The 22,471-nt window shown below is 69.7% G+C and carries 17 protein-coding genes and 1 pseudogene; 12 read left to right on the top strand and 6 right to left on the bottom strand.

Annotated features, from left to right (window positions below):
- Window positions 1-29 precede the first annotated feature (29 nt).
- Window positions 30-713 (top strand): hypothetical protein, encoded by a 684-nt coding sequence (locus tag ABZS69_RS31785; protein WP_355378998.1) that lies wholly within the window; start codon window positions 30-32, stop codon window positions 711-713.
- A gap of 200 nt (window positions 714-913) precedes the next feature.
- Here ABZS69_RS31785 and ABZS69_RS31780 read toward each other — a convergent pair whose 3' ends face one another.
- Window positions 914-2,950 (bottom strand): glycosyltransferase, encoded by a 2,037-nt coding sequence (locus ABZS69_RS31780; protein WP_355378997.1) that lies wholly within the window; start codon window positions 2,948-2,950, stop codon window positions 914-916.
- A 54-nt stretch (window positions 2,951-3,004) separates the two neighbouring features.
- The gene (gene wecB, locus ABZS69_RS31775) at window positions 3,005-4,135 is read right to left on the bottom strand and encodes a UDP-N-acetylglucosamine 2-epimerase (non-hydrolyzing) (RefSeq protein WP_355378996.1); all 1,131 of its coding nucleotides are present in this window, start codon (window positions 4,133-4,135) and stop codon (window positions 3,005-3,007) included.
- A 176-nt stretch (window positions 4,136-4,311) separates the two neighbouring features.
- Between wecB and ABZS69_RS31770 the strand changes: the two genes are divergently transcribed.
- From ABZS69_RS31770 to ABZS69_RS31750, 5 genes are all read left to right on the top strand, one after another.
- Window positions 4,312-5,859, top strand: a complete 1,548-nt coding sequence (locus ABZS69_RS31770; protein WP_355378995.1) for a glycosyltransferase family 4 protein — start codon at window positions 4,312-4,314, stop codon at window positions 5,857-5,859.
- 130 nt (window positions 5,860-5,989) lie between these two features.
- Window positions 5,990-7,243, top strand: a complete 1,254-nt coding sequence (locus ABZS69_RS31765) for a nucleotide sugar dehydrogenase (protein ID WP_355378994.1) — start codon at window positions 5,990-5,992, stop codon at window positions 7,241-7,243.
- A 19-nt stretch (window positions 7,244-7,262) separates the two neighbouring features.
- A complete protein-coding gene (locus ABZS69_RS31760) occupies window positions 7,263-8,354 on the top strand; it encodes a glycosyltransferase (RefSeq protein WP_355378993.1) in 1,092 nt (363 codons plus the stop codon).
- 10 nt (window positions 8,355-8,364) lie between these two features.
- The gene (locus ABZS69_RS31755) at window positions 8,365-10,152 is read left to right on the top strand and encodes a DUF4434 domain-containing protein (RefSeq protein WP_355378992.1); all 1,788 of its coding nucleotides are present in this window, start codon (window positions 8,365-8,367) and stop codon (window positions 10,150-10,152) included.
- Between the two features lie 43 nt (window positions 10,153-10,195).
- Window positions 10,196-10,864 carry an NUDIX domain-containing protein gene (locus ABZS69_RS31750; RefSeq protein ID WP_355378991.1) on the top strand — a complete coding sequence of 223 codons (669 nt, stop codon included), beginning with the start codon at window positions 10,196-10,198 and terminating at the stop codon, window positions 10,862-10,864.
- A gap of 167 nt (window positions 10,865-11,031) precedes the next feature.
- Here the strand turns inward: ABZS69_RS31750 and ABZS69_RS31745 are convergent, their stop codons facing one another.
- A complete protein-coding gene (locus tag ABZS69_RS31745; RefSeq protein WP_355378990.1) occupies window positions 11,032-11,679 on the bottom strand; it encodes a GNAT family N-acetyltransferase in 648 nt (215 codons plus the stop codon).
- A gap of 109 nt (window positions 11,680-11,788) precedes the next feature.
- Here ABZS69_RS31745 and ABZS69_RS31740 point away from each other — a divergent pair, with 109 nt between their 5' ends.
- Entirely contained in the window at window positions 11,789-12,694 is a 906-nt protein-coding gene (locus ABZS69_RS31740; protein WP_355378989.1) for a glycerophosphodiester phosphodiesterase family protein, read from the top strand.
- Here the strand turns inward: ABZS69_RS31740 and corA are convergent.
- Entirely contained in the window at window positions 12,691-13,713 is a 1,023-nt protein-coding gene (gene corA, locus ABZS69_RS31735; protein ID WP_355378988.1) for a magnesium/cobalt transporter CorA, read from the bottom strand. The genes ABZS69_RS31740 and corA overlap by 4 nt on opposite strands.
- A gap of 453 nt (window positions 13,714-14,166) precedes the next feature.
- Here corA and purD point away from each other — a divergent pair, with 453 nt between their 5' ends.
- The 4 genes from purD (at window position 14,167) to ABZS69_RS31715 (ending at window position 19,048) form a co-directional block, all read left to right on the top strand.
- Window positions 14,167-15,381 carry a phosphoribosylamine--glycine ligase gene (gene purD, locus ABZS69_RS31730; protein ID WP_355378987.1) on the top strand — a complete coding sequence of 405 codons (1,215 nt, stop codon included), beginning with the start codon at window positions 14,167-14,169 and terminating at the stop codon, window positions 15,379-15,381.
- Window positions 15,378-16,214 carry a phosphoribosylaminoimidazolesuccinocarboxamide synthase gene (locus ABZS69_RS31725; RefSeq protein WP_355378986.1) on the top strand — a complete coding sequence of 279 codons (837 nt, stop codon included), beginning with the start codon at window positions 15,378-15,380 and terminating at the stop codon, window positions 16,212-16,214. The genes purD and ABZS69_RS31725 overlap by 4 nt, the downstream gene beginning before the upstream one ends.
- 77 nt (window positions 16,215-16,291) lie before the next feature.
- On the top strand, window positions 16,292-17,557 hold the full coding sequence (murA, locus tag ABZS69_RS31720) for a UDP-N-acetylglucosamine 1-carboxyvinyltransferase (RefSeq protein ID WP_355378985.1): 1,266 nt from the start codon (window positions 16,292-16,294) through the stop codon (window positions 17,555-17,557).
- A gap of 201 nt (window positions 17,558-17,758) precedes the next feature.
- Window positions 17,759-19,048, top strand: a complete 1,290-nt coding sequence (locus ABZS69_RS31715) for a GTP cyclohydrolase IIa (RefSeq protein WP_355378984.1) — start codon at window positions 17,759-17,761, stop codon at window positions 19,046-19,048.
- Between the two features lie 583 nt (window positions 19,049-19,631).
- Here ABZS69_RS31715 and ABZS69_RS31710 read toward each other — a convergent pair.
- On the bottom strand, window positions 19,632-20,066 hold the full coding sequence (locus ABZS69_RS31710) for a rhodanese-like domain-containing protein (protein ID WP_355378983.1): 435 nt from the start codon (window positions 20,064-20,066) through the stop codon (window positions 19,632-19,634).
- Window positions 20,067-20,232: 166 nt separating this feature from the next.
- Here ABZS69_RS31710 and ABZS69_RS31705 point away from each other — a divergent pair, with 166 nt between their 5' ends.
- Window positions 20,233-21,252, top strand: a complete 1,020-nt coding sequence (locus ABZS69_RS31705; protein ID WP_355378982.1) for an EamA family transporter — start codon at window positions 20,233-20,235, stop codon at window positions 21,250-21,252.
- Between the two features lie 12 nt (window positions 21,253-21,264).
- Here the strand turns inward: ABZS69_RS31705 and ABZS69_RS31700 are convergent.
- Window positions 21,265-22,416: pseudogene (locus tag ABZS69_RS31700) on the bottom strand (aminotransferase class III-fold pyridoxal phosphate-dependent enzyme); the annotation flags it as partial.
- Window positions 22,417-22,471: the final 55 nt, after the last annotated feature.

Genomic DNA, 22,471 nt, shown 5'->3' with positions numbered 1-22,471 from the left:
AAATGCCGCTGGAGCGAATTGGAGGACGCATGCTGAAGCCCATTTCCGGAATATTCCTGAGTTTGCTGGCCATTGCCGGATGTGCCGCCGAGACCACCCCCGCGGCGGCGCCCGCGGCCGCGGCGCCGTCCGCGCCGCAGGCGTCCGCCGAGACGGCCCGGCTCCGCGCCGCCCTGCTGCCGGTGCCCAAGGGCATGCACGTCGCGTACGGGCCCGAGCTGGGCGCGTTCGGCTCGCTCAAGTCCACCCAGCAGGGCCTCGCGGCCGTCCGCCAGGCGAAGCTGCAGCGGCCGGAGTGCGCGGGCGCGGCCCAGCTCGACGCCGCCAAGCCCGACGTCGCCAAGGCGCCGGCGGCGGTGATCGCCTTCGCCGCCGACCGCGGCTCGATCACCCAGGCCGTCGTCGCGCTGCCCAAGGCGGCCTTCCCGGCGCCGCTGCCCAAGGAGTGCGCCTCGTACACGGCGGACGTGAGCGGCACGCAGGTGACGTACAAGACGCGCACCCTCGCCATGCCGGCCAAGGGGGACGAGTCGCGGGCGTATCTCACGACGGCGGCGGGGGACAACAAGAAGAACGCGGAGATCGGGTCGGTGATGATCCGGCGGGGGACGCTGATCATGAGCATGCTGGTGGTCGGGCAGCGGGTGAAGCCGCAGGGGCTCTACGAGCTGGCCCGCCTCGCCGACGAGAACCTCGCCCGCGTCATCCGCTGACCCGCCGGGGTCCCTTGGGCGGCGCACCCTCCTTGGGGGCGCCCCCCACGTGCGTCGGAAAGGCGTCGATCCACTTTCCCCTTGAAAGGACGCTCGCCGCGTGGGTCGGGAAGGGCCGTCGGGTGAGCGGCCCGGGTGACGGCAGGTCGGCCGTCCCGCGTGCGCGGGCGCGCCCCCTCAAAGGGACGCCCGCCCGGGGGTCAGATGAGGACGTGGGCGTCGGGGCGGCCGACGAAGGAGAACTGGGCGTTGCGGGTCAGCTTGATGTGGTCCGCCTGCCAGGTGTGCATCGACGCGTCCGCGCTGCGCCAGTAGACGAAGTTGAAGCGGTCCGCCGAGTAGATCTTGACGGAGTCCTCCTTCAGCCGCCGCACGAGGTGGGTGTCCTCACCACGGGTGATGTCCGCGAACCCGTACGAGCGGAACATGTCCGCCTTGCCGAGGAACGTGCCGCCCTGGACCAGGAAGGAGTAGCGGTGCTCCAGCCCCGGCAGGCGGAGCATGGTCGTGTTGCTGCCCTCGAAGTACGCGTAGTGCGCCCCCTTGCCGACCAGTTCGGCGTCGGAGTAGTCGAACGCGCGCACCAGGTCCGACAGGTAGTGCTCCCCGTACAGGTTGTCGTCGTCCATCTTGGCGATCAGGTCGCCCTCGGCGGCGGCGATGCCCAGGTTCATGCAGGCGCCGAGCGACAGGGACTCGTCGGCCGGCAGGACGACGACGTCCGAGATGCCCGCCATGCGGGCCTTGTCGGCGACCACGACCGGGTCGATGTCCAGCCCGTGCAGCACCATGACGAGCTGGAGCGGCCGGTGGATCTGGCGGGCCACGGAGGAGATGGCGTGCTCGATCTGGGAGGCGCGGTTGGTGGGCAGCACGACCGAGATCGAGCGCGACCTGGGCTGCACCTGGTGGCCGAGGTCCTGCAGGATCTGGTCCACGCGGTGTGAGAACAGGTGCTTGTCGAAGACCTCGCGCATCGCCAGGTGCCCCATCCTGGCCCGCAGCTCGGGGCTGTTGATCAGGTGCAGGACCTGGTTGTACGACTCGACGGGCTCCCGCGCGATGGGGATCAGCTCGCCGAACGTCTCCTCGACCGCCCGTGACCACCCCGACACGACGGGCGTGGCGCAGGCGGACAGCTCGAAGACCCGGCGGGCGCACATGGTCGGCGAGTCGAGCACCGAGTTGACGTTGAGGAAGACCTTGTACATCCGGTACGCGGCCAGCATCTGGTCGTAGGGGAGCTCGCCCACGATGTGCGGCCGGTACTTCTCCGGCCAGGCGTACTTCTCGTCCACCTCGCCGTTGCGCGCGAAGATGTGCAGACCCAGCTCCCTGACCGGGTCGATGACGGTCTCCATCTGCTCGCGGCGTTCGGGGTGCTTGTCGCGGAAGTACATCCCGGCGAAGACCACGTCGTGCAGGCGTCCCTGCCGCTGCTGGATCGGGTTGTGGACGCGGGGCTGGGCGGCGAACTGCAGCACGTCCACCCGATCGTGTCCCAAAATTTCCCGATATTTCGGCACCATGTCACCGTCGCAGGTGAACACGTAGTCGAACAGCTTGGCCGTGTCGATGAAGAAGTCGAAGTTCGGCGGGTCCTCCTTGTTCCAGAAGACCGTCGGGATGCCCTCCCGCTTGCACCAGGCCACCAGGTCGCGCAGCGGCTCCTTGGGCGCGTTGGTGCCGGTCATCTGGTAGCGCCAGCGGCCCTGGTTCCCGTGCCAGGCCGACTCGCAGAACAGCAGGTCGGGCCGCTTCTCGGCGAAGATCTCCGGCCAGTCCTTGAGCCCGAACTCGATCTGGTCCCACTCGTACCTGAACGCCATCCGGGAGAAGTCGTCCAGGATCACCGCGACCTTCAGGTCCGGCCGGTTGACCGGCCCCTTCGGCCACTTCACCGCCGGCACCTCGACCAGCGGCGGCCGGTGGTTGGCGAGCTCGGTCGCCTCGGTGACCGGGACGGGCGGCTTCGGCGCCTTCTCCTTCGACCGGACCGCCTCGACGATCTTCCCCGGGCTCTTCGAGCCCAGGGCCTCGCCCAGCTTGTACGTCCGCTTCGCCTGCGTGGCCTCCAGCTTCCAGGTCGCGTACGCGGCCTTGGCCTCGGCGATCTCCAACCGCCGCCGCAGCTCCCTGACCTCGACCTCGAACCGTTCGACTAGCTTGCGCTCCTCGGGCAGCCAGTTGACGGGCCCGAGGCGCTGGTAAGTGGGCTCTTCGGGGGTTTCGGCCATGGTGATACGCCTATCGCTCAGCGGAGGTTCATCATGTTACGGCGGATACGTCCGCTATTCGGGGCGTTTGCCCTGAGAAGCAGGGGCGAGGTTGTCCCCCTTCAGCCAGGCGGAGATCACCCGCGCGATCCGCGGCCCGGCCTGGCCGTCCCAGAGCACCGGCAGCTCGCCCGCCGGCGTGGCGGCGCCGTCGGCCAGCGCCTTCTCCGCGGCCGCCGCCAGAACGGCGGGGGTGACCAGGCGGTTCGTGCCGTGCGTGATCGTGATCGGCCGCTCGGTGTTGGGCCGCACAGTCAGGCAGGGGACGCCCAGCACGGTCGTCTCCTCCTGGACGCCGCCGGAGTCCGTGACCACCAGCGCGGCGCCGCGTACGAGTGAGAGGAAGTCCACATAGCCGAGCGGGTCGACGACCTTGACCGACTCCCCGTCGACCAGGCCCGCCTCGGCCAGCCGCACCTTGCCGCGCGGGTGGATCGGCACCACGACCGGGATCTGCCGCGAGACCTCCAGCACCGCGTCCACCAGCTCCCTGGCGGCCTCGGGGGTGTCCACGTTCGCGGGCCGGTGGAGGGTCGCCACGGCATAACGAGCCGGTATGGCCAGCCGCTCCACGACGGGCGCGGGGTCCAGCGAGGGCAGCGCCGAGTAGAGGCTGTCGATCATGGGGTTGCCCACCAGGTGCACCTTGGACGCGGGCACGCCCTCGTTCGCCAGGTAGGCCAGGGCCTCGGGAGAGGTGGCGAAGAGCATGTCGGCCAGCGCGTCGGTGACGACCCGGTTGACCTCCTCAGGCATGCCCCGGTCGAACGAGCGCAGCCCCGCCTCCACGTGCGCGGTCTTGATGCCCAGCTTGGCGCAGACGAGGATCGCGGCCAGCGTCGAGTTCACGTCGCCGTAGACGACGACCAGGTCGGGGTCCTGCTCCTGGACGACCTCCTCCAGCCCGACGAGGAGCGCCGCCGTCTGCTTGGCGTGGCTGCCCGAGCCGACGCCCAGGTTCGCCACGGGCTCAGGGAGACCGAGGTCGGCGAAGAAGACGTCTGACATCAGCGCGTCATAGTGCTGACCAGTGTGGATGATGCCCTGCCGCACGCCGAGTTCACCGAGTGCCCGCACCACCGGGGCCGCTTTCACGAAATTGGGACGAGCGCCCAATACGTGCAGGACCAGGGGGTTCTCCCTCATTGACCTCGCCTTTCATAGCGGAAGGGGAAAAACGTTGCCTATGGTACGGTCACCGCGTGGCATCCGACGCCAGTCGTCAAGACTCCTCCAAGGTTTCCGCGAAGTCCGCCCGAGCCGGCGTCGGTGGACTTCTCAAAGGTTTCGTCCAGCACCCGATCATCGTTTCCCGCGTCGTCGTGACGAAGGTCAAATCCGACCCCGTCCGGGTGGCCCAGGCCGCCGCCGACGCGCTCCCTCCCCGGCTGCGTCCCGTCGTGGGCAGCGTCGCCTGGCCCGTCGCCCGCCGTGCCAGGCGCATCGTGCGCAAGTTCGGCATGCGCGTGGTCAAGGGGCCGTGGAACGAGGCCAAAGAGCTGTGGGACGCCGGCAGGGTGACCGAGGCCGCCGAGGCGCTCGAAGCCCACACCAAATACCCGTTCGTCAAGCGCAGGGCCGCCTACTACCGGGGCGAGCTGGCCGCGATCAGCCCTGACCCGATCCCGCCAGGGCCCAAGGTGGCCATCACCGACCGCGTCGCGGGCCGGGTGCTGCACATGGTCACGAACGCGCTGCCGTACACGCAGGCCGGGTACACGGTGCGCACGCACCGTATTGTCACCTCGCAGAAAGCCGCCGGGCTCGACCCGCACGTGGTCACCAGCTGGGGCTGGCCGATGCTGCAGGGGCACGCGGACGCGGCGCCGTTCGAGGAGCTCGACGGCATCCCCTACTACCGGCTGCTGCCCGACGGCCACGGCGAGATGCCGTTCGAGACGCGCGGGCGCATCATCAGGGGCGCCGACGCGGTCACCAAGCTCGTCACCGAGCTCAAGCCGCAGGTCCTGCACGCCGCCACCGACCACCGCAACGGCTCCATGGCCCACGCGGTGCGCGACAGGACGGGCACGCCGTTCGTCTACGAGGTGCGCGGCTTCCTGGAGGAGACCTGGGCCTCGCGCGACCCGATCCGCGTGGGCAGCGAGCGGCAGGTGCTCCAGCGCGAGCGCGAGGCGTTCCTCATGCGCGAGGCCGACGCCGTGGTCACGCTGGCCGAGACCATGGCGACGGAGATCGTCGAGCGTGGCGTGCCCCGGGAGAAGATCCACCTGGCGCCCAACGCGGTGGACGACTCGCTGCTGACCGTCCACTACGACGGCGCCTCGTTCAGGACCGCGTACGGCATCGCCCCCGGCGAGATCGTCGTCGGCTCGGTGTCCAGCATCGTGGCCTACGAGGGCTTCGCCACCCTGCTGCGTGCCGCCGCGCTGCTGCGCGACGAAGGAACGCCCGTACGAGTGCTCATCGTGGGCGACGGCACCGAGCGCGAGAACCTCCTGGCGCTGGTCGACGAGCTGGGCCTCGGCGACGCCATCCTGCCGGGCCGGGTCGGCCCGGACGAGGCGCTGCAGGCGCAGGACGCCATCGACATCTTCGCCTGCCCGCGAGAGGACCTGCGGGTATGCCGACTTGTTACGCCATTGAAACCCGTCGAGGCGATGGCGCTCGGAAAGCCCGTCGTACTCAGCGATCTGCCCGCTCTGTCCGAGCTCGTGGGCTCTGACGGAGCCGGACTGCTCGTTCCTCCTGGCGACCCGGCCGAGCTCGCCAAGGCCATCGCCGGGCTCAGGGAAGACCCTGCCCGGCGCGCTGAGATGGGTGAGGCGGGACGGGCCGAAGTGGCGGCCAAGCGGACTTGGAGCCGTGTTGCCGAGACTTATCAAGCCCTATACCGGTCGCTTGCCTAATGTTGACCTTCACGTTGGCTGTCACTTCTGACGGGTTCGGTCGCATTAGGCGTGAGCTAGGTGGACTTGAGATAGCCTTTGCGACCATGAAGTGTTGTTTCCGGCTCTCTAAGGCGCTGCTGTGACAGAAATGGACTTGGCTGTCATCGGCCTGGGCTATGTCGGCATGCCGCTGGCCAAGGAGGCGGTCGCCGCCGGCCTGCGGGTCGTCGGCCTCGACGTCGACCCCGCCAAGGTCGACGCGCTCAACGCCGGGCAGTCGTACATCGATGACCTGGCCGACGCCGATCTCGAGCACATGCTGGCCAACGGGTTCAGCGCCACGCTCGACGAGACCGTGCTGGCCAGAAGCAACACGATCGTGATCTGCGTGCCCACCCCGCTGGACGAGGACCATCGACCGGACCTGTCCGCCGTGGAGGGCGCCACCAAGGCCGTCGGCCGCAACCTGAGCAAGGGCACGCTCGTCGTGCTCGAGTCCACCACCTGGCCCGGCACCACCGACGAGGTGGCCAGGCCGCTGCTGGAGAGCTCGGGGCTCGTCGCGGGCAAGGACTTCCACCTCGCCTTCTCGCCCGAGCGCATCGACCCCGGCAACCCCAAGTTCGGCCTGCGGAACACACCCAAGGTCGTGGGCGGCTACACGCCGACCTGCCGCGACCGGGCCACGGCGTTCTACGGGCAGTTCATCGAGCAGGTGGTGCCGGTCAGCGGCACCCGCGAGGCCGAGATGGCCAAGCTGCTGGAGAACACCTACCGACACGTCAACATCGCCCTCGTCAACGAGATGGCGATCTTCTGCGACGAGCTCGGCATAAACCTGTGGGAGTCGATCGAGGCCGCGGCGACCAAGCCGTTCGGCTTCCAGAAGTTCCTGCCGGGTCCGGGCGTCGGCGGGCATTGCATCCCCGTCGACCCGTCGTACCTGTCGTACACCGTCCGCAAGCTCGGTTACCCGTTCCGGTTCGTGGAGCTGGCGCAGGAGATCAACGAGCGGATGCCGTCATACGTGGTGGCCCGCGTACAGCGACTGCTGAACCGGCATAAGAAGCCCGTGAACGGCGCCCGAGTCGTTATGCTCGGCGTCACCTACAAACCGGATATCGCCGATGAGCGCGAGACTCCGGCGCTCCCGGTGGCGCGTGCGCTGCTGGAGCTGGGTGCCGACCTCTCGTTCGCGGACCCCTACGTCAAGGAGTGGTCGGTAGACGGCACCCCGGTGCCGCGTGAGGAGGATCTGGCCAAGGCCGTGATCGACGCGGACGTGACGCTGCTCCTGCAGCAGCACGCGGCGTTCGACCTCGACATGGTGGAGGACAAGGCCAGGCTCGTGCTCGACACCCGCGGTGTGCTCACCGAGGGTGAACGCGTCGAGCGGCTGTAGCGACGGAGGGCTGCGCGCAGTGCACGTGCTCGTCATGACGGTGGTGCATAACCCCGAGGATGCTCGAATTCTGCATAGGCAGATTCGTGCCCTTGTGGATGCCGGTCATGAGGTCACGTATGCGGCGTCGTTCACGGCGCACGGCGTGGTCCCGCGACCCTGGGTAACCGGCGTAGACCTTCCCCGCGCCGCGCAGCGCAAGCGGATGGCGGCCGTGTGGGCCGCCCGGCGCCTGTTCAAGCGCATGCGCGACAAGGTCGACCTCGTCCTCATCCACGACCCCGAGCTGCTGTTCGCCGTCTGGGGCGTGCGCAACCGGCCGCCCGTGGTGTGGGACGTGCACGAGGACACCCCCGCCACGCTCTCGCTCAAGCCGTGGCTGCCGGCGCCGCTGCGGCCTCCCGTGCGGTTCTTCGCCCGCATGCTGGAGGGCACCGCGGAGCGCCACATGCACCTGCTGCTGGCCGAGACGGCGTACGCGGGCAGGTTCAAGCACGCGCACCTGATCGTCCCGAACGAGACCTGGGTGCCCGACTCGGTGACGCCTCCCGGCGACGACCGGGTGGTCTACCTCGGCTGGCTGTCGAGGGCCAGGGGCGTGATGGAGGCCGTCGAGGTGGCGAAGCTGCTGCAGCCGTACCGGGTGGCCGTGGAGCTCATCGGGTACGCCGACCCGCAGAGCCGTCCGGTGCTCAACCAGGCCGTCACCGAGGGCCTGCTGGAGTGGCGCGACTTCATGCCCAACGACGAGGCGCTCAAGCGGCTCGACGGTGCGCTGGCCGGGCTGTCGCTGCTGCACGACGAGCCGAACTACCGCCACTCGATGCCCACGAAGATCGTCGAGTACATGGCGCACGGCATCCCCGTCATCACGACCCCGTCGCCGCGCGCCGTGGAGCTGGTGGAGCGCTACGACAGCGGCGTCGTGGTGCCCTGGGAGGACCCCAAGGCGGTGGCGCAGGCCGTGCTGACCCTGCGGGACGACGTACGGGAGCGGCGGGCGCAGGGCGCGCGCGGCTACGCGGCGGCCCGTGCCAACCACCACTGGCCCAACTCGGCCAAGCGCTTCGTGACCCAGCTGGAGTCCTGGGCCGGGGTCAAGCGAGGGTAGGTTCCTGAGCGTGCGCTGGCTCTTACTCGTCGTGGGCGCAGCGATCCTGGCAGTGGTCGCCGCCGTGATCATCGTCATGCCGTCGTCCGACGAGCCGGCGCCCACGGCCGCGTCCTCGACGCCCAAGCCGTCGATCACTGAGCCCACGCCGAAGGTGTCGAAGTTCACCGACGACTGTGGAACGTTCGAGACCAGAGAGCGGGCCCCGTACGCCGTCACCGGCTACTGGATCACCCCCAAGTCGAACCCCTGCACCTGGCGCAGCCAGCTGGAGGAGATCCACAGCGTGGGCGGCGACACGATCATCAGGATCGGGTACGGCCTGCAGTTCCGCACCGTCTCCGACTCCGGCGAGATCATGACGAGGGACGGGGAGCTCGACCCGCTCTACAAGGCGTGCGAGGAGGACGGGCTCACCTGCCGCGACGCGGCCGAGAAGGACCTGCGCGAGGCCAACCCCGGCAACCGGATCGGCCGCACCTACGTCTACCGCACCGACGAGGCGTACGGCCCCAACCTGTTCCGCTGCCCGCAGATGGAGCACTCCATCAAGGTGGGCAAGCGGATCTACTACCGCCTCATCACCCAGCCGGACGGCTCGGACGACGCGACGTGCGACTTCTCCCGCAAGGCCACCTCGTACGACATGATCCTGGTGGCCGGGTCAGAGGAGGACAGCCTGGCCAAGCTTCTCGACCTGGGTGACCAGTTCGGCATGCGGATCTTCCCGGCGCTGCCGCTGGCGCCGCGCGACCCCGAGACGCCCACCAGGGCGTACAAGAAGCACCTCGGCACGCTGACCACGCTGACGCGGCGCATCCTGCAGGACTACGGCGTGCGCTTCGCCGGCCGTGACTCGCTCGGCGGCGTCTACCAGCCGTTCGAGGTCCAGATGGCGGCCACCCTGGCCACGAACCCGACGCTGGAGGTCTACGCCGACCAGCACACGATCGTGGAGCAGGAGCTCGGCAAGCCCATCCTGATCAGCCCCTACATGGACGCGCGCAAGCGGGTGCCCTTCGGGCAGACGCCCAAGCAGGTGGCCGAGGCGTTCAAGGCGCTGGCCAAGACCGGGGTCGGCATCATCGCGCCCCAGGACAGCCGGGGCACCGGCAAGGTGGGGCTGTTCTGGCCGGACCAGCGCGACGACGAGGTGGACGAGCGGCTGCGGCCGATGGTGGGGGAGTCCACGAACGGGACCGCCTACTACGGCTCCACGCGGGACTACTACCGGGAGATGTCGGCGGCCCGCGCGGAGATGCTCGCGGCCGGCTTCCAGGTTGACCTGTGGGCGAACGTCGAGGCGTTCGAGCCCTCGGGTAAGGAGCCGTGCGCGCCGCAGGGCACCCGCGGCAAGACGGACAAGAAGCGCCTCGACCAGGCCGTGACCATGGCGGGGCGTTATGTGCAGAAGGTCGTCTCCTACATGTGGAGCGACTTCATGACGTGCGGCACCCCGTCGCTGGAGAAGGAGATCACCACCGACTGGCGGCGGCCGATCGCGGTCGACGCCATCAGGAAGGCCCGCGACATCCAGGACGGGGTCGAGGTGCGCGGGTACAACTTCAAGGACAGCACCATCACGATCACGTGGCCCGGGGGGACGAAGGACCTGTCGGTGCCGGCCGTCGGATGGCTGGACGAGACCCGCCAGGAAGGGCTGCCCGAGGGCATGGTCACGGCCTGGGTGCCGTTCGACTGGACGCAGGTGCAGGCCGGGGAGTGGGTGCAGATCACGGTCAAGGGCCCGTCGGGCCAGGCCGCGACGGAGCCCTTACACGTACGCATTGTCACTTAGGCACAGTTACCTACCGACTACTGACAGCGTGTAGCGTGCCTCCATGGTCCCGAGCATCCCGGTCAGCGTCGACCTGGTCGTGCTCACCGTGCGAAACCACGCCCTGAGTGCCCTGGTCTGGCGCCGCGACAACTCCCCGTTCCTCCGCCGCTGGTCGCTGTCCGGCGGCTTCATCCAGCTCGACGAGGACCTCCCGGCCGCCGCCCACCGCATCCTCGCCGAGCGGGCCGGCCTGCCGGGCGCGCCGGTCCACCTGGAGCAGCTCCAGACGTACGGCTACCCCGACCGCGACCCCCGCCAGCGTGTCCTGAGCGTCGCCTACCTGGGCCTCGCCCCCGACCTCCCGGCCTCGGAGAAGGCCCACATGAGCTGGCAGCCGGTCGACTCGCTCGCGGTCATGGCCTTCGACCACCGGCGCATCATGCAGGACGGCATCGAGCGGGCGCGGGCCAAGCTGGAGTACACGTCGCTGGGGGCGGCCTTCTGCCCGCCGGAGTTCACGGTGGCCGACCTGCGCCGCGTGTACGAGATCGTCTGGGGCCGCTCCCTCGACCCACGGAACTTCCACAGGAAGGTCACCAAGGCCGAGGGTTTCCTGGTGGAGACGGGTGCCACCACGACCCGGGACGGGGGCCGCCCGGCCAAGCTCTACCGCCGCGGCCCCGCCGAACTACTCCATCCCCCGATGCTGCTGCGCAGCCTCAAGGATTGACGCGCTCTTCGGCCTGAAGACCGAAGACTCAGCCTGTGCCGCATTACGCGACACTTCTGCGGCTTCCTGCTTCACCGACCGGCGCCACCGAGGTGGTCTTACCCAGTCTCCACGGGCTTTTGAGCCTCTTGGCCCCGTTCCCGCCCGTCCGGCGGTACCCAACGCGATCACATTACCAGCACGGCGGCGGTCACGGGGGTGTGGAGGCTCCAGCCGAGGGTCTCGTAGAGGGCCTGGCCCTGCGCGGTGGCCACCAGCACGCCCGAACGCGCCCCCAGCGACGCCGCCGTGCCGGCCAGCGTCCGCATGATCACCGTGCCGAGCCCGCGGCGGCGGTGGTTGCCCGCCGTCTCCACCTTGTCCACGACGGCCGTGCGGCCCGCCAGGGCGAACTGGCCCCTGGCGGCGACCTCGCCCGCGGCCGTCAGCAGCCTGGCCGCCGTGACCCCGGCGCGGGTCGTGACGGCCAGCGTGTAGCCGGGGGGAGCCCGGAAGGTCCCGCGGGCCAGCGACGCCGTCATCATGTACTCCGGGTCCTGGACGGTCCACCCCTCAGGCAGGAAGGGGACGACGTCCGGGGCGGAGGCGCAGAGCTTCAGCCAGGTCCCGGGCGTCGTGAGGGTGGCGGTCAGGCGGTGGAGGGTCTCCGGCGTCGGAACGGTGACGATGTGGCGGGAGACGTGGCCGGGCAGGCCCACGTCCACCCGAAGGCCCCATGGCTCGGGCACGGGCCGGGGGACGTTGCGGGAGATCACCCAGCCGTCCACCCAGGCCCGAACTGTCGCGGTATGGGGAGTTTTGAGAACCTCCGTCATGATGTCCAGCTTATGGTCTGGTCTCCACTGCTGACCGGGGCGTAGCAGGATAAAAAGGACACGGCGTGGCACCGCCTAGTCGTGCCCCGGGCCAGGTAGGGTCCCCGTTGTGCGCGTTGAGATACATGGTCACCGGGGAGCTCGGGGCCTCTGGCCCGAGAACACCCTGCCGGGGATGAGCCGCACGATGGAGCTCGGCGTTCACGCGCTCGAGCTCGACGTCGCGCTCACCCTCGATCGCCGGCTCGTGCTCACGCACGACCTCACTGTCTCCGCCGTGACCAGTGCCGACCGGCGGCCGCTCAGGGCCGACGACCCGCTCTTCCCGTACGTCGGCAAGCCGATCAACGCCCTCACGCTGGCGCAGCTGCGCATGCTCGACGTGGGCGTGCGGCTGCCGCGTCACCCCGACGACCCGTTCGCGCTGACGCAGGTCGCCATGCCCGAGACCAGGATGCCGACGCTCGGCGCGGTGCTGGGGCTGGTGAACGCCTACGAGGCGGAGGGCGTGCGGCTGCACGTCGAGCTGAAGTCCGACCCCACCAGGCCCCACCTGACGGCCGACCCCGAGCTGTTCACCGAGATGGTCGTCGAGGAGCTCGACCGGCACGGCAGGCTCGACAACGTGGCCATCCTCAGCTTCGACTGGCGGGTCATCACCCATGCCGCCAGGCTCGCCCCGGGCACCCGGCGGTTCGCGCTGATCGAGCTGGACACCCTGCACTGGCACGACGACCTGGGCGACGACATCCCGGCCGCCGCCCGCGACGCCGGGGCCACCACGCTCTCGCCCGAGCACGCCATGGTCGACGAGGCGTTGATGGCCCAGGCCGGGGCCGCCGGTCTCGACGTGGCGGTCTGGACCGTCAACGAGATCGGCCTGGCGGCGCGGATGCTGGATCTGGGGGTGGCCGGGATCGTCACCGACTACCCCGATCGGATGCGGGAGCTCTGGCGGGAGCGGGGGATGGAGCTGCCCGAGCCCGTGGGCCCGTTGAAGCCGGTGGGGGTCTAGAGCCAGCCGTTCCTGCGGAAGCCCCGATGCAGGAGCACGCAGACGGTGACCATGACGCCCAGCACCGCGGGGTAGCCCCAGACCGAGCGGAGCTCCGGCATGAAGTCGAAGTTCATGCCGTAGATCCCGGCGATCATGGTGGGCACGGCCATGATGGCGACCCAGGACGAGATCTTGCGCATGTCCTCGTTGGCCAGGGCGTTCGAGCGGGCCAGGGCGGCCTGCAGGATCGAGCTGCACAGCTCGTTCGAGGCCTCCACCTGCTCGCAGACGCGGGAGAGGTGGTCGCCGACGTCGCGGAAGTATTCACGCATCTCCGAGGGGATGACGCGACGCTGCGGCAGCGCGGCCATGGGGGCCTGCAACGGGGTGATGGCCCGCTTCATCTCCAGCATCTCCCGCTTGAGCTGGTAGATCCGGTTGATGTCGCGGGAGCTGACGTCGGCGAACACCGTCGCCTCGACCTCTTCCAACTCCAGCTGCATGAGGTCGGCGACCTGGAGGTACTGGTCGACGACGTGGTCGGAGATGGCGTGCAGGACGCCGGCGGGGCCGCGGTTCATCAGCTTGGGCTTGTCTTCGAGGCGCTCGCGGACCACGGTGAGGGGGCAGTGGTCGCCGTGCCGCACCGTCACCACGAAGTCGGGGCCGATGAACACCATGATCTCGCCGGTGGCGATGATCTCGCTGGTGGCGGTCAGCTCGTCGTGGTCGAGGTAGGCGATGGTCTTGAGCACCATGAACAGCGACTCGCCGTACCGCTCGACCTTGGGGCGCTGGTGGGCCTTGACGGCGTCCTCGACGGCGAGCGGGTGCAGGCCGAACACCTCGGACAGCCACTCGACCTCGGGGGCGTCGGGCTCGTGCAGTCCGACCCAGACGAACGCGTTGGCGTTCTCGGAGTCCTTGTTGCGCTCGCGTACGAGGTCGAGCGCCTCGGCGATGCCGGAGGCGGCGACCTTCTTGCCCTGGACGTAGGCGCCGAACTCGACGACGGAGTCGACGGGGGGCACACACATGTCACGCACCGGCCCAGTGGGTGACGCGGCGAGCTTGAGCGCGGTGCGCGCCTGAAGAGGGTGACGGTTGATGCGACGGAAGAGCGTGGACGAGCGCATGGCAGTCCCTTTCCGCCCGACCTGGCACGCTCCACGCGCGATGAAACTTCACCTCACAGAAATGCGTGGAGGCACGATCAGGCTGCCGGATTGGAGTAGTCGGGGGTATACGAGATGTACGTGAGCGAGCACGTACTGCTGGGATCACCAGGTTTCATCCCGGACCACCTCCAATCGCCTTGGGACGCCGCGAAGCCGCCCTAACCTACCACAGGCGGGTGAACTTCTTTGACGATACTCGCCGGGGCGGTCTCGACTCAGGTAGAACTCCACAAAGTTATGGCCCTATTCCGGCGATTGGTGTGAGCCGGACCCTAGCCTGTGCCAGGCGGCGGGCCTGCGACAATGGACCCCGTGCGCGTTCTAGTCATTGGTTCCGGAGGGCGTGAGCACGCCCTGTGCCGTTCCCTCAGCCTCGATCCCCAGGTCAGCGAGCTCCACTGTGCCCCGGGCAACCCGGGCATCGAGGAGGTCGCGACCCTTCATCCCGTCGATCCGCTCGACCCAGGGCAGGTGGCCGAGCTGGCCGCGCGGCTGCGGGTCGATCTCGTGGTCGTGGGTCCGGAGGCGCCGCTCGTGGCGGGGGTGTCCGACGCCGTGCGCGACGCGGGCATCGCGTGCTTCGGGCCGTCGAAGGACGCCGCCATGATCGAGGGCTCCAAGACCTTCGCCAAGGAGGTCATGACGGCGGCCGACGTGCCGACCGCGCGGGCCAGGACATGCGTCACCGAGGAGGAGGCGGCCGCCGCGCTCGACGAGTTCGGGGCCCCGTACGTGGTCAAGGACGACGGGCTGGCGGCGGGCAAGGGCGTGGTCGTCACCGACGACCGGGACCAGGCCCTGGCGCACGCGCTGGCGTGCGAGCGGGTGGTGATCGAGGAGTTCCTCGACGGGCCGGAGGTGTCGCTGTTCGCGCTGTGCGACGGCAGCACGGCGGTGCCGCTGCAGCTCGCCCAGGACTTCAAGCGGGCCTACGACGGCGACCAGGGCCCCAACACCGGCGGCATGGGCGCCTACACGCCGCTGCCGTGGGCGCCCGACGGGCTGACCGAGCAGGTCATGCGGGAGGTCGTGCACCCGACGATCGGCGAGCTGACCCGGCGCGGGCTGCCCTACCAGGGCGTGCTCTACGTGGGTCTGGCGCTGACCTCGAAGGGACCGAAGGTCGTGGAGTTCAACGCGCGTTTCGGCGACCCGGAGACGGAGGTGCTGCTCGACCGGCTGGAGACGCCGCTGGGCGGGCTGCTGATGGCGTGCGCGACGGGCGAGCTGGGGCTCGACCCGGTGTTCAAGGACGGCTCGGCCGTGACCGTGGTGATCGCCTCCGAGGGCTACCCTGAGGCGCCGGTCAAGGGCGACGTGATCACGGGGCTGCGGGAGACCGGCGACGCGTATGTCCTCCACGCCGGCACCGCGAGGCAGGGCGACGACGTGGTCTCCGCCGGCGGGCGGGTGCTCGCCGTGGTCGGCAACGGGCCCGACCAGGAGAGCGCGCGCCGGGCGGCCTATGACCTCGTCGGCCGGATCGAGCTGCGGGGCTCCCACCACAGGACGGACATCGCCCGATGAAGCATGTGCACTCCGGCAAGGTACGCGACCTCTACCAGACCGACGACGGCGAGCTGCTGATGGTCGCCTCCGACCGGATCTCGGTCTTCGACTACGTGCTGGAGACCATGATCCCCGACAAGGGGGCCATTCTCACGCAGATGTCGCTGTGGTGGTTCGACCAGCTCAAGGACGTCGTGCCCAACCACATCCTGGGCCGGGGCGACGACTCCCGCAGCGTGCTGTGCAAGCCGCTGACGATGGTGCAGGTCGAGTGCGTGGCGCGGGGCTACCTCACCGGCGGCGGGCTGAACGAGTACCGCGCCGGCGGCACGGTCTCCGGGGTCGGCCTGCCCGAGGGGCTCCAGGACGGCTCCCGGCTGCCCGAGCCGATCTTCACGCCGTCCACCAAGGCGCCCATGGGGCAGCACGACGAGCCGATCTCGTACGAGCAGGTCGTCCAGGAGGTGGGCAAGGAGACCGCCGAGGAGCTGCGGCGGATCACCCTGGCCGTCTACACGCGCGGCGCGGAGATCGCCAGGGAGCGCGGCATCATCGTGGCCGACACCAAGATCGAGCTCGGCTGGGACGCCGACGGGGTGCTGACCCTGGGCGACGAGGTGCTGACCCCCGACTCGTCGCGGTTCTGGCCGGCCGACGAATGGCAGCCCGGCCGCACGCAGCACTCTTTCGACAAGCAATTTGTACGTGATTGGCTGCTATCGCCCGAATCCGGATGGGACAAAGCCTCCGGAAACCCCCCACCTCCGCTTCCTGACCACATCGTGGAGCGCACGAGGCAGCGATACCGAGAAGCATATGAGCGCGTCACGGGGGCTTCCTTTAGCGGATGATTCGGCTGGGCCGGGTGGTGTTACCGACTACTGTTGGCCCGATCGAGCCTCACCGTTGATTTCAAGGAGCCGCACGAATGGTCCGTTACCGCGTGCGCGGTGGCAACGCACTGCGTGGAACCGCGTTCATCCAGGGTGCGAAGAACGCCGTGCTCCCCATGATCGGTGCGGCTCTGCTCGCCGCCAGGGGCCGCACCGTTCTACGCAATGTGCCGCTCATCGAGGACGTCCGCCGCGCGGTCGAGCTGGCCGAGGCGGTCGGCGCGTACGTCGAGCTGCACGAGTCGGAGCGCACGCTGGTCATCGACGCCTCCAGGCTGACCAGCGCGGTGCTCCCGGCCGAGATCGCCCGGCGCTTCCGCGGCTCCGTACTGTTCACCCCCGCCCTGCTCCACCGGCTGGGCGAGGCGATCATCGAGGGCATCGGCGGCTGCAACCTCGGCAGCCGCAACCTCGACTTCCACTACCTCGGCTACAAGCGCCTCGGCGCGCTCGTGGACGAGGGCGAGACCGTCATCCACGTCAAGGCGTCCGGGCTGACCGGCGCGACCCTCTACCTCGACACCCCGTCGCACACCGGCACCGAGAACCTCATCATGGCCGCCGCCCTGGCCAAGGGCACGACCGTGATCGAGAACGCGGCCCTGGAGCCCGAGGTGCTCGACGTCATCGACATGCTCACCAAGATGGGCGCGCGCATCAGCGGCGGCGGCACGGGGTTCATCACCGTGGAGGGCGTGGAGGAGCTGCACGCCGTCGAGCACACCGTGATGCCCGACCGGCTCGACGCGGGCGTGTTCGCGATGGCGGCGGCGATCACCGGGGGCGAGCTGAGCCTGGTGGGCACGGGTCTCGACCTGGGCGTCGTCCGTTACAAGCTGGAGCAGATGGGCGTCGAGTTCGCCCGGCAGGGCGCCGTCCTGCACGTGCGGTGCGAGGGCCCGCTGCGCCCGATCAACATCATCACCGACACCTACCCCGGCTTCGCCACCGACCTGCAGTCCCCGATGATGACCGTCGCGGCGCTCGCCGACGGCACCAGCTACATCCACGAGCGCATCTTCGACGGCAGGTTCGCCCTGGCCGGAGAGCTGAACAAGATGGGCGCGAACGTCGAGGTCGAGGGCAGCAGGGCCGTCGTGCGCGGCCGGACGCCGCTGATCGGCACCCAGGTGACGGCCCACGATCTCCGCTCCGGCATAGCCCTCGTGCTCGCCGGCCTCGCCGCCGAAGGCGAGACCCAGATCGACTCCGGATACCTCATCGATCGCGGCCACGCGCATCTCGCCGCCCGAATGCGCGCTCTCGGCGCGGACATTACACGAGAGATTTCAGAGCACTAAAAAACGCCAGAAAAACCTCGTTGAGCTGCTAGGACATCTTGTCGGGCGGTCAACCTGAACGACTTTCCGGAAAAGTCGGGCGTGACATTACGGCCCCCGCGAGCGATCGTTCCAAAAGAGAGCACTGCAACGGACGGCAGGATGGGACGAACATTGGTCGAGAGGGCCGAAGAAACTCCCCGAGTGTCACGCCCGGGCGCTATGACACCGGACCTCACCATCGGTGTGGTCGGACCCCACGACTTGGTCGAGCGAGTCATGCTGATGGGTCACGCAGCGGCACCGCTGCCGTGTCGCCTGGTCGCGGCCGCATACCGCGACGAACAGGAGGCGCCCGACAAGGTGACGAGGCTCGGTCCCGGAGTCGACGCATGCTTGTTCGCCAGCCCGGTCCCTTATGACCTGGCCAGGCGTTCCGGCGTGCTGACGATGCCGGCGACGTACGTCCAACTCGGCGGAGCAGCACTGGTGGCGGCGTTGGCCAAGGCCGCGCTGGACACCCGCATCGACCCGCAGCGGGTCAGCATCGACGTGGTGAGCAGGGCCGATGTCGAGGAGGCCTACACAGACCTCGGCATCCCCGCGACGGACGTGCACAGCCGCGACGAGCCGGGAGCCACCGGCACGATCGCGGCCTACCACGAACGCCTGGCCAGGCAGGGAGCGACCACGGGAGCACTGACGTGCCTGCCCGCGGTGGCCGACCGCCTGCATGCGGCGGGCGTGCCGGTCATCAGGATCAGGCCGACGTCGGGGGCGGTCCGCACGGCGCTGCACACCGCGGCGCTGCTGGGGGCACACCACCGGCTGGAGGAGTCGCAGCTCACCGTGGTGCTGGTGGAGGTGCCGACGCTGCGCGAACCCGTGCGCCGCGCGGCACCTCGTTACTGGCGCGACGAGCTGCGGCTGTCGCTGCACCGGCTCCTGGTCCAGGAGGCGAACCGGATCAACGCCACCGTCTGGCCGATCGACGATCACAGCTATCTGGTTACCGCTACCAGGGGCTCGATCGCGGCGGCGACGGACGGATTCAGGGTGTTGCCGTTCGCGGCCAGGATCAGGGACGAGCTGGGACTGGCGGTCGAGGTCGGCGTGGGCATGGGTCGCACGACACACGATGCGGAGTCGCATGCCCGGGCGGCACTGGCCCGCACACAGGCGGGCAAACAGGCACAGGGATTCGCGGTGGACCGCGAGGGACGGGCACTCATCCCGGCCCCGCGGATGCCGCCTACCGGGTCCAACGCACTCAAACCGAAGGGGGTGGAAGTACTTGCCCGGCTGGCGGCCAAGCTCGAAGGCGGAGACACCGTGGTGGACGCCGAGGGCGCGGGCAAGATGCTGGGAGTGACGCCGCGTACGGCTCGAAGGTTGCTGCGCACGCTGGTTGACGAGGGACTCGCGTGGCCGCTACCGCCGAACCGCACACCGCAGCCTGGCCGTCCGCGCCAGCTGTACCGGCTGATCGTGGAGAAGCTCGGGCCCCGATGAGGGTTTCCCGAGGCTGAACGTTCTCGGTGCCGAGCCGCCTCTCGGCACCGAGGGTCATCGGGCGAGGTCCCGCGCCCGCGGAGCACTTCGTGCTGCCCGCCGTACGGGCCTGAGGCGTCTTTTGAGGCTGGAAACGCTCCGGGGGCTACTCCGATGCCCCGTTGAGAGTCGCGCGCCTCCTGGGTGGGACTGAGCGCCATTACGGAGTCGTGTGAGACTGGTGAGGGCTTTCGCGTGACCCGCGCCACAGGATGGCATTGACAATCAATGTCATCTTTGCGAACTCTCACATTGACTCTTGTGAACTTATTGGTTGACCCGGGTAGATCCGGGTATGTTCTCACCGCCCCCGATCGACGGGATTCGGACGGGGGCGCCAATTCTTTCAGGCGTCGATCTTCCGCCCTCTCGCGTCGCGTCCCCCGTTCTGGCTGAGCGTTTCTGGCTGAGGCGGCGCGGTTTCGCCCAGCACCACGTGGCTCGGCGCGTTTGCGCTGGTCGGAGCCCGGAGGCCGTGGTAGGGAAGTGGCAGATTTCGGGCTGATTTGTCCGGTGTTGCGGGTCTGCCGGGGCCCGCGGGGCGTCAGCAGGCGCAGGCGACGCCGGACACCGGTGCCGTGAGGGCGTCGACGGGGTGCCGGGTGACGCCCGAGGCGGTCTCCACGGGGAAGCCCTCCCTGGCCCAGTACTCGAAGCCGCCGATCATCTCCTTGACCCGGTAGCCGAGCTTCGCGAACTCCAGGGCCGCCCTGGTGGCGCCGTTGCAGCCCGGCCCCCAGCAGTACGTCACGACCGCGGCCTCCGCCGGGACCAGGCCGGGTGCCCTCGCGGCGATCTCGGCGGTGGGGAGGTGGACGGCGCCCTCGATGTGGCCCTGGTCCCAACTCTCCCGGCTGCGAGAGTCGACGACCACGACGCCCGGGACTCCTGCGGCCAGGTCGGCGGCGACGTCCGAGACGTCGGTCTCGAAGGCGAGGCGGGCGGCGAAGTGGGCGAGCGCGGCGGCGTTGTCGTACATCGGAAGGCCATTCCCTTCGTCGCGGGTGGGTGACGCGAAGGATCCTGTCACCCGCCGCAGGTGAGGGGACAGTGGCGTGAAAGCCGCTGATCGCTAATATCCCGCCATGGTGCGATGTCTGATACCCGCGAGAGTTTGCCGGGGTCGCCCGGTACAGTCATGAGCCATGCGTACGGACACCACTGACAGCCGGGCCACAGTCCTGGTCTGGGGCGCCTTGGCGATCGTCTACGTGGTGTGGGGGTCGACGTATCTCGGGATCGGCATCGCGATCGAGTCGATCCCGCCCTTGCTCAGCGGGGGCCTGCGGTTCGTCGCCGCCGCCGCCCTGCTCGCCGCCTTCCTGCTGATCCGGTCGGGGCCGGCGGCCTTCAGGATGTCGCGCCGGCAGTTCCTGGGCGCGGCCGTCGTGGGCGTGCTGCTGCTGACCACCGGCAACGGGCTGCTGGCGGTGGCCGAGCAGTACATCTCCACGGGCCTGGCGGCGCTCCTGGTGGCCTCGGTGCCGCTGTGGCTGGTCGTGTTCAGGTTCGCCGTGCGCGACCGTCCCAAGGCGCTCACGCTCGCGGGCGTGCTGGTCGGGCTCGGCGGGGTCGCGGCGCTGTCGCTGACCGGCGGCGAGGGCGGCAGCGGCGTCGGGATCGTGGCGGTGCTGCTCGGCTCGCTGTCCTGGGCCGTGGGCTCGTTCCTGTCGAGCCGGATCCAGATGCCCGCCAACGGCCTGGCCACCAGCGCGGTCGAGATGCTCGTGGGCGGCGCCGCGCTGCTGGCCGTCGGGGCCGGGGCGGGCGAGCGGCTCGACGTGTCGGCCGTCACCACCAGGTCGTGGCTGGCGCTGGCCTACCTGATCCTGGTGGGGTCGCTGATCGGGTTCACGGCGTTCTCGTGGCTGCTCGGCAACGCCCCCATCTCGCTGGTGTCCACGTACGCGTACGTCAACCCGGCGGTGGCCGTCGCGCTCGGCGCGCTCCTGCTGGACGAGCCGATCACGACCCGGGTGGTCGTCGGCGGCCTGGTCATCCTGGCCGGCGTGGCGCTGGTGATCTCAACCGAGCGGAAGGGACCGAAGCGCGTCCTCGAAGACCTCGACGGTGGCGGCGACGTCGGCCTCGGTGTGGGCGGTGGACAGGAACCACAGCCCCCGCGGCACCATGTTGACCCCGCGGTCGAGCAGCGCGGCGTGTAGGCGGGCCATCATGGCGCGGTCGGTCCCGGCGAAGTCGCGGTAGTCGCGCACCGCGGGCGCGTCGGTGAAGTACGTCTGGAAGACCGGCCCCGGGCCGTCCACCAGCATCGGGACGCCCACCTTGGCCGCGGCCGCGCGCAGGCCGGCCATGAGCTGCCGCCCGCGCGCGTAGAGGGTGCCGTAGACCTCCTCGCGCCGCTCGTCCAGGATGCGCAGGGTGGCCTCGGCGGCGGCGATGCCGACGGGCTGCGAGTTGAACGTCCCGGCGTGCGCGACCCTGCCCGAGGAGATGGCGTCCATCACGCCCGCCCGCCCCGCCAGCGCGGACACCTGCATGCCGCCCGCCATCGCCTTGCCGAAGACCGACAGGTCGGGGCTGACGCCCAGGTACTCCTGGGCGCCGCCGGGGGCGAGCCGGAAACCGGTGATGATCTCGTCGAAGATCAGCAGGCTGCTGTGGCGATCGCACAGCGCGCGCACCCCCTGCAGGTAGCCGGGGTCCGGCTCGATGGCGCCGGTGTTGCAGAGCACCGGCTCGGTGACGACGGCGGCGATCTGGCCCGCGTGCTCGTCCATGAGGCGGGAGAGGGCGTCCAGGTCGTTCCAGGGGCAGATCACCAGGTCGGCGGCGGGCGGCTGGCCCGCGGTGCCGGGGACGGCGCGGGGGTGGTCCGGCGGCCCTGCGTCCTCCAGGGACGGGTGCACGCTGTAGAGGACCGGGTCGAGCCAGCCGTGGTAGTGGCCCTCGAACTTGAGGATCTTGGGCCGTCCCGTGAAGCCGCGCGCCAGGCGCCAGGCGGCGTGCGCGGCCTCTGAGCCGACGGTGTTGAAACGGATGCGCTCCGCCGAGGGCACCATCGCGCACAGCCGCTCGGCGACGCGCGCCTCCGCCGCGTGCTGGGCGGAGTAGACGATGCCGCGGGCGGCCTGCGCGGCGACGGCCTCCACCACGGCGGGCGGGCAGTGGCCGAGCAGCGCGGGGCCCTGGCCGAGCACGTAGTCGAGGTAGACGTTGCCGTCGACGTCCCAGAGCCGGGATCCCGACGCCCTGTCCACGTAGAGCGGCACGCCCGCGGTGCGGCGGGCGTCGCTGGAGACGCCGCCCGCGATGTAGCGCCGGGCGGTGGTGTAGAGGTCGCGGCTGACATCCAGAGTGCGGGTCATGCCGACCATCAAACGGCGGCGCCGCGCCCGGCCACAAGAAAGACAGCAAGAAGCG

It is taken from the genome of Nonomuraea sp. NPDC005650 (genome assembly GCF_040605375.1).
Classification (GTDB): domain Bacteria; phylum Actinomycetota; class Actinomycetes; order Streptosporangiales; family Streptosporangiaceae; genus Nonomuraea.
This window is presented reverse-complemented; position numbering and strand designations above follow the sequence as displayed.

Coding starts and splice junctions, on each gene's coding strand:
- ABZS69_RS31715 (WP_355378984.1), top strand. CDS start 17,759: ATGACACCGGACCTCACCATCGGTGTGGTCGGACCCCACGACTTGGTC.
- murA (WP_355378985.1), top strand. CDS start 16,292: ATGGTCCGTTACCGCGTGCGCGGTGGCAACGCACTGCGTGGAACCGCG.
- ABZS69_RS31705 (WP_355378982.1), top strand. CDS start 20,233: ATGCGTACGGACACCACTGACAGCCGGGCCACAGTCCTGGTCTGGGGC.
- ABZS69_RS31750 (WP_355378991.1), top strand. CDS start 10,196: ATGGTCCCGAGCATCCCGGTCAGCGTCGACCTGGTCGTGCTCACCGTG.
- ABZS69_RS31710 (WP_355378983.1), bottom strand. CDS start 20,066: ATGTACGACAACGCCGCCGCGCTCGCCCACTTCGCCGCCCGCCTCGCC.
- wecB (WP_355378996.1), bottom strand. CDS start 4,135: ATGAGGGAGAACCCCCTGGTCCTGCACGTATTGGGCGCTCGTCCCAAT.
- ABZS69_RS31785 (WP_355378998.1), top strand. CDS start 30: ATGCTGAAGCCCATTTCCGGAATATTCCTGAGTTTGCTGGCCATTGCC.
- corA (WP_355378988.1), bottom strand. CDS start 13,713: ATGTGTGTGCCCCCCGTCGACTCCGTCGTCGAGTTCGGCGCCTACGTC.
- ABZS69_RS31765 (WP_355378994.1), top strand. CDS start 5,990: ATGGACTTGGCTGTCATCGGCCTGGGCTATGTCGGCATGCCGCTGGCC.
- ABZS69_RS31780 (WP_355378997.1), bottom strand. CDS start 2,950: ATGGCCGAAACCCCCGAAGAGCCCACTTACCAGCGCCTCGGGCCCGTC.
- ABZS69_RS31745 (WP_355378990.1), bottom strand. CDS start 11,679: ATGACGGAGGTTCTCAAAACTCCCCATACCGCGACAGTTCGGGCCTGG.
- ABZS69_RS31725 (WP_355378986.1), top strand. CDS start 15,378: ATGAAGCATGTGCACTCCGGCAAGGTACGCGACCTCTACCAGACCGAC.